Below are 6,130 nucleotides of genomic sequence, written 5' to 3'. Positions count from 1 at the left end.
CCCGGCCGTATTTCTGCAGTTTATGAAAGTTCAGTAAAACTTATTCCACTAAAACAGCAATATCACATGCAACAAGAAATTGGCTTGGTCTTTCTAAAGAGTAAAGAGCGCGATCCAAACTTACTTGCTCTGATTGCTGAATGTCGAATGTTTGCCTCTAATTTCAAAAATAAAAAAGACCGTTGTTAGTAGCAACGGTCTTTTTGACTGAGTATTAAATACTTATTAACCGACTAAAGCTTTAACTGCGAAGAACAAAACAGTCGGCCCCATTAAGCAACCAAGACCTGTATGAAACGTTGCAGTAAGCGCACCGTAAGGAACCAAACGGCGATCTGTAGCTGCTAAACCAGCCGACACACCACTTACAGTTCCAGCTAAGCCACCAAAAATCATGGCAGAGCGTGGATTGTCTAATCCCATAAATTTTGCGGTAAGCGGTGTTGAAACCATTACACAAATCGCTTTTACCAGCCCCGTTGCAATTGAAAGCGCCATGACTTCAGAACTCGCGCCAATTGCAGCTCCAGTCACTGGTCCCACAATGTAGGTTACTGCACCTGCACCAATTGTGGTAATACTTACCGCATCACGATAGCCAAAAATCCACGCAAACATACAACCGACAATAAATGGCAAAATGGTTCCGAGAAATAAAGAGAAGGCACCAATAAATCCGGCTTTTTTCGCCTCAGTCGCTTGTACCTCAAATGCAGTTGCGACAATGGTAAAGTCACGAAGCATTGCACCACCCATAAGCCCTACACCGGTAAAGAGTGCAAGATCGGTAATCCCTTTTTCACCGCCTGTCATTTTTCCGCCAAACCATGCCAAGATTAAACCAATCACAATCGCAATTGCTGAAGCATGCACTCGTCCCTTGGTTAAATATTTAGATAGCTTAGTCGACAACCACATAATTAAAGCAATTAAGGCAAAAGCTGTAATTAAACCTAAATGGGTTAAGTCCTTTAATAATAATTCAACCATGAACTTTGCCTCCAATGCGGTTTAATGTGGTGTCTTCTTCCTTCGGTAAAGGGCTTGCCTTGTTATAGCGGCTTAAGCCTGCAATGGTCAGTGTACAAACGATAACTGAAACTACCGCCGCAAAGAGTGCCATATGTCCACTAGATAATGCTGTAACCACATTTTGTTGTGCTGCCATGGCAACAACAACAGGAATATACATGGTGCCCCAGAATGAAACGCCTTTTTCGGTTTCAACTGTCATAACACCACGTTTTTCCATCCATAACCGTATGCAAATGAGTAAAATCATGGCGATACCCACGCCACCAACATTGGACTTTACACCCAATAAAACGCCCAACAAATCGCCAACAATAACACCCACCAAGGTGCAAAGTGCGAGTAAACCAACTCCATATATAATCATGACAATCCCTCATATCCTTGGATCATTTATGCTTTTGTAAAATCTGACTCAAAAAGAAAAACTATTTGCCTGTTCTTTTTGCATTGCCATCTGAATAGTGTCTATGCGTGTTCCTTGAAATGACAACACGGCTCCTTCTTTAAATGTTCGGCGTGCAAGTGTAGTAAGCACCGTTCCCGGCAAAGCTTCGATCTGTAACCTCACACCTCGCTCCCATGCAGCTTGGATGGTACTTTCCCAATCTACAGTTCGACTCATATTAAAAGCCAAGTCATCACCAATCTGTTCTGGCCTGCTAAGCGTACGAGCCGTTGTACCACTTAAATAACGTATTTTAGGCTGCTTTAAAGTCACTCCCTCCATAGACGCTGCAAGTTGCGTTGCTTGCTGACTTAATAATTCACAGTGCGATGGCACCGATACATCTAATTTTTTTGCCACCACGCCTTGTTGCTTTGCCAAAACAGCAACTTGGTTCATGGCCTCAAAACTTCCTGAAATAACGATCTGGTTATGTGCATTAATATTTGCGACAAACACCTCTGGCGCTATTTCATAAATCTGTTTGACCCATGTTTCAACAGCTGCACGGTCTGTACCAATCAAGGCCGTCATGCCATAGCCTGCTGGATAGGCGTTTTGCATGAGTTCACCTCGATAGGCAACCAAACGAACAGCATCCTCAAAGGCTAAAACTCCCGCTACAACCGCAGCAGACCATGCACCAATTGATAGACCAGCCACATAGTCAGGTGTTAAGTTTTCCTCAGTTAATAGTGCAGAACTCACCACACCTGAAATCAGTAAACAAAGCTGTACTGCACGTGTCGATTGCAATGCAGCCGAACTATCTAGCATCAAGACATCTTCTTTGAGTGCATCCGATACACGCTCAAGGTGTTCTTTAACCAGAGCGGTTTGAGGTAAGTCGTGCAACATATTGCTTCGTTGCACACCTTGCCCTGGATACACCCAAATTGAAGCCATGATATCTATTCCCTAATTCCATGGGTTTTCTACTAAAACAGCACCGTCAGGACGTTTCAATAGAACTTTCCCGCTATCCCTAGCCCATTCTTTTAACGCCAACCCACCTTGTGGAAGTTGTAGTTGTATATCCACATTGAGCCCTACTTGCTGAAAATCTTCGAGTAGCTCAACCGCCTGCTTTTTGGCAAAAGGTTGTTCAGCTCGAATCAATAAATCTATGTCACTTTGCTCTGTTACTGTTTTAATGCCCGTTGCCAACTCAAAGCCGAAACTCCCTGTATATCCCCAGCATCCTGAAAAGTTTTTCATAATGCTGGAAATGCTATGTAAACGTTCTGCCAAGTGTTCAAACTGTTGCTTATCTACGTGAGTCAGCGCTTCTGGCTTAAGCTGTCCGCTAACTGCAGATCGTGGCATTTGAGCTGCATATCGTTGATAGCGAAATTGCCCTCTTACCCCCACAGCCAACTGATCTACAGGAGTAATTGCCCGTCGAACTACAACTGGATCACCTCGTAGTAGTACCTCTTTCACCCAATGTGGAGCATCATCGGCCAAACAATCGACCGTCATACCCCACAGTAAATCATGGGCTTCGAACTTAAGTTTCATGACCATTGCTCACGCAATAATTCACGGACCTTTTTAGACATTTGACGGTTTTGGCCGTGAAGTCTTTGTTCCAACCCTCTAGATTGATCAGCATTAATTTCTTTAAACGCTTGAGCGATCACCTGCTTCGCTAACAAAAGATCATCGGTTGTCGGTTGTTCAGGGTTTTCAACAGATAACAGTTCAGATAACAAACCCAGCGTTGCATAACTTTCAATGTCATAAGCCATTGGCGGAATGCTTGATGCCAATTGCTCTAACTCATCAACCGATCGCAAGGTAACGCGTGCAGCAGATTCCTTACCCATTGCATGCACCATAACACCTGAATCTTTTAAGGCAATAATACGATTGGCTTGGTATCCATGCGCCAAGAAAGCACCCGACATCGACTTACCAACCAATAAACTGACAACTGGATGGCCTGCCAATCTGGCTCTAGCATAGCTATCTACTGCACCCGCTAAAGCTTGATGAATACCTAATAATTCTTCACGGCGCCCATAGGCCTGACTTGGCACATCAACCAAACATAAAATGCTGCGTTTAGTTTCAGTCTGTGCATCGGCTTGAATCGCGTCATCAACCGCTTTTGCTAAACTCCAGCCTTCTAGCAGCCCAACTTCACCTTGTCTCGCGCGTGGGAACAGATTATTACTGTCTTGAACGACAGCAATCACACGTACAGCTTGCTGATCAATCTGACCATCGGCCACCCAAACTGAAGCTGGAAAACCTTCAACGGTCTTAAAGCCTTGCGTCAGTGCTTTAAACCAATGTGCACCACGAGTAGATGCTTTTAATGTATCAACGGCGATATTCATACTTGCTCTCCTTGATACAAAGCCACAACCTGTGCTGGGGTAATCTGCTCAGCAGTATCGACTTGTTGTAGCTTCGCTAAATAGAATGAGTAATTTGAACTACGATGCTGCTGAGGCACGCCTTGAGTTAAATAATCGATGACTTGCTGACGAATTTTTTGACGATCATCGTCTACATAAGCATCTGCCAAACCACTAGCGAAGCGCTGATTACCACCAGTAATACTCCATATAAATGGACGATCCTTGGCGTTATATTCTTGTACACCAGCTTCTTGTTCAATCACTTGCGGACCATTTAAGCCTAAACGTCCTTCTTGTGTCATTACAATATAGCTACATAGGCCAGCCGCAATTGACATACCGCCAAAGCACCCTACACTGCCTGCAACTACTGCAATTACGGGTTGATACTGACGTAAGTTCACAATTGCAGCCTGAATTTCAGCAATTGCAGCCAAACCCAGATTTGCTTCTTGTAAGCGAACGCCACCCGTTTCCAACAGTAAAATTGCCGCTGTTGGAATACCTTTTAGATTGTCTTCAACTGCAAGTTCTAAGGCACCCGCAATTTTGGCACCGCCTACCTCACCTAAGCTTCCGCCTTGAAATAAACCTTCAATTGAAATTAAAACCACTGGGCGTTCTTGAATAGATCCTTTTGCAATCACTACACCATCATCGGCTTGTGGCACGATATTTTGATTAACGAGCCAAGGCGACATAACACGTGAAAATGGGTCGAGTAACTCTCGAAAAGTCCCTTCATCTAATAGTGCTTTGGCGCGTTCTCTTGCACTAAGTTCAATAAAATCTTGTTTATTTAACAAACTCTGAATATCAGTCATGAGCAATCTCCTCCAATGCTTGTTCCAGACGTAAGCGAACGACACCAGGAGTTGCACCAAAGTCATGAATATCAATATTGACCGCTGGCGGTATTTGCGCAGTAAAAATTCGTTCAAAAAGATTGTGCCAACGTGCTGCACTACCATCCACCGAAGTCACTACCTGAATAGAAGCTTTTCCTGTTTCGCCAGGTTCCATCAAAATTTCTAAATCACCCGAGCCAACACATCCTACTAGTGCTTTTTTTACAGGTGGCTCTGTGGCCACAAATTCAAAATGAAGTGTTTCCATAATCAAAATCCCTTTTTATTTTTTCCGGATGACTGCTCAGCACGATCTATAAACAATGTTGCTGCCAACAAATCTGCGGCACCACCAGCAGAAGCCTTCATCCGAAGCAGGTCAATCTCTAAAAGATGCAAAGCACGTCGACCTTCCAAGCTTGAGCTGCCGCCCAAATCAAGTACTTGCTGGGCACCTTGTTGCATACGCTTTAAGCCATTTGTTCCAGAGCGATAAAGCACACAGGTATCGGTTAGATCAGTCATCATGGCAAGTAAGGCATCTATGCGAGCGAACTCTTCTTTCATAGGTTTACTACGACTTTGGTAAAGCTGCTTTAAGCCAAAATTTACGATGGTTGGAAAACCTTGTTGAGCCTGTTCTTTAGCACCTAAGATGCCTAATTTCTTTTGTACTTGTTGACCATGACTTAAAGCCTGCTCTGGAATAAAACGATCTTCAAGCTGAGCAATCTGGCCTGCTAAATGGCATAGCTCAACAGCCGATATGTACTGTTGATTCGTGCGTTCTAATGCTGCTGCCGTAACCATTAAACCCAAGGCCCAAATTGCACCGCGGTGTGTGTTAACACCATCTGTTGCCAACATCATGGTCTTTTCACCTTGGCGACCAATTTCGCCAATGTCTTCACGCAAGGCCAGACAAACTTTTCCATGATGCTTTGCAGCTTGAGCCATTTCTTTAAACATTGGTCCTAAACTTTTCGCAGAGCGCTCCATTAACTCCAAAGTCAGGTCATCATGTGCACCACTACCACGGCGATCAACCAATGCTGGTTTTGGCGTCAGATTAACCTCATCAATTAACGCTTCGACTGCCATATCTGCCAAAAGCTGACTATCGCTGAGCGTTTGATATTGAACTTGTGCCATCATTACCAACTCCTGAATTTTGTAGGGGGTTGATATAAGCCATCTGACCATGTCACCAAGTCGGCAATATTTTTCGCCGCTAAAAGTTCACGTGTTGCATCGGTGCGGCGAATACCCAAATCTTCAGGGAATACCACCAGACCTTCACGTCTTAAACGTGCTGTTGTTTTAGGATCTTGAGTTAAACCAATACTAGTCACGCCTGCCACCGCAGCAATCATGGCTTGACGTTCTTCTTGGCTGCTTGCTTTATATAGATAAGCAATGCCTTCTTCGGTGAG

The 6,130-nt window shown here is 44.1% G+C and carries 9 protein-coding genes and 1 pseudogene; 1 reads left to right on the top strand and 9 read right to left on the bottom strand.

Going from position 1 to position 6,130, the window contains the following annotated elements:
• A pseudogene (locus tag UC75_RS19650) lies at positions 1-189 on the top strand (LysR family transcriptional regulator); the annotation flags it as partial.
• A gap of 36 nt (positions 190-225) precedes the next feature.
• On the opposite strand, the gene madM reads toward UC75_RS19650, so the two are convergent.
• From madM to UC75_RS19645, 9 genes are all read right to left on the bottom strand, one after another.
• Entirely contained in the window at positions 226-990 is a 765-nt protein-coding gene (gene madM / locus UC75_RS01400) for a malonate transporter subunit MadM (RefSeq protein WP_005132241.1), read from the bottom strand.
• Positions 983-1,399, bottom strand: coding sequence for a malonate transporter subunit MadL (gene madL, locus UC75_RS01395; RefSeq protein WP_005132242.1), 417 nt, complete (start codon positions 1,397-1,399; stop codon positions 983-985). The genes madM and madL overlap by 8 nt, the downstream gene beginning before the upstream one ends.
• Positions 1,400-1,447: 48 nt before the next feature.
• Complete coding sequence (gene mdcH / locus UC75_RS01390; RefSeq protein ID WP_049836449.1) at positions 1,448-2,386, bottom strand: malonate decarboxylase subunit epsilon; 939 nt, start codon at positions 2,384-2,386, stop codon at positions 1,448-1,450.
• Positions 2,387-2,398: 12 nt separating this feature from the next.
• Positions 2,399-3,007: a malonate decarboxylase holo-ACP synthase gene (locus tag UC75_RS01385; RefSeq protein WP_049836448.1), complete on the bottom strand. Its 609-nt coding sequence runs from the start codon at positions 3,005-3,007 to the stop codon at positions 2,399-2,401.
• The gene (gene mdcE, locus UC75_RS01380; protein WP_049836447.1) at positions 2,998-3,825 is read right to left on the bottom strand and encodes a biotin-independent malonate decarboxylase subunit gamma; all 828 of its coding nucleotides are present in this window, start codon (positions 3,823-3,825) and stop codon (positions 2,998-3,000) included. Before mdcE ends, UC75_RS01385 begins: the two co-directional genes overlap by 10 nt.
• Positions 3,822-4,673 (bottom strand): biotin-independent malonate decarboxylase subunit beta, encoded by an 852-nt coding sequence (locus UC75_RS01375; RefSeq protein ID WP_049836446.1) that lies wholly within the window; start codon positions 4,671-4,673, stop codon positions 3,822-3,824. The genes mdcE and UC75_RS01375 overlap by 4 nt, the downstream gene beginning before the upstream one ends.
• A complete protein-coding gene (locus tag UC75_RS01370) occupies positions 4,666-4,965 on the bottom strand; it encodes a malonate decarboxylase subunit delta (RefSeq protein WP_000448956.1) in 300 nt (99 codons plus the stop codon). The genes UC75_RS01375 and UC75_RS01370 overlap by 8 nt, the downstream gene beginning before the upstream one ends.
• Positions 4,966-4,967: 2 nt before the next feature.
• Complete coding sequence (locus UC75_RS01365) at positions 4,968-5,852, bottom strand: triphosphoribosyl-dephospho-CoA synthase (protein ID WP_049836445.1); 885 nt, start codon at positions 5,850-5,852, stop codon at positions 4,968-4,970.
• Positions 5,852-6,130, bottom strand: a 279-nt coding sequence (locus UC75_RS19645) for a malonate decarboxylase subunit alpha (protein ID WP_228137004.1), incomplete at its 5' end; no start/stop codon positions are given. The genes UC75_RS01365 and UC75_RS19645, both read right to left, overlap by 1 nt.

The sequence above is a fragment of the Acinetobacter sp. V2 genome (assembly GCF_001188385.1).
GTDB lineage: Bacteria > Pseudomonadota > Gammaproteobacteria > Pseudomonadales > Moraxellaceae > Acinetobacter > Acinetobacter oleivorans.
Note: the sequence above shows the minus strand (reverse complement) of the source record. Positions and strands in the feature narration are given on the sequence as shown.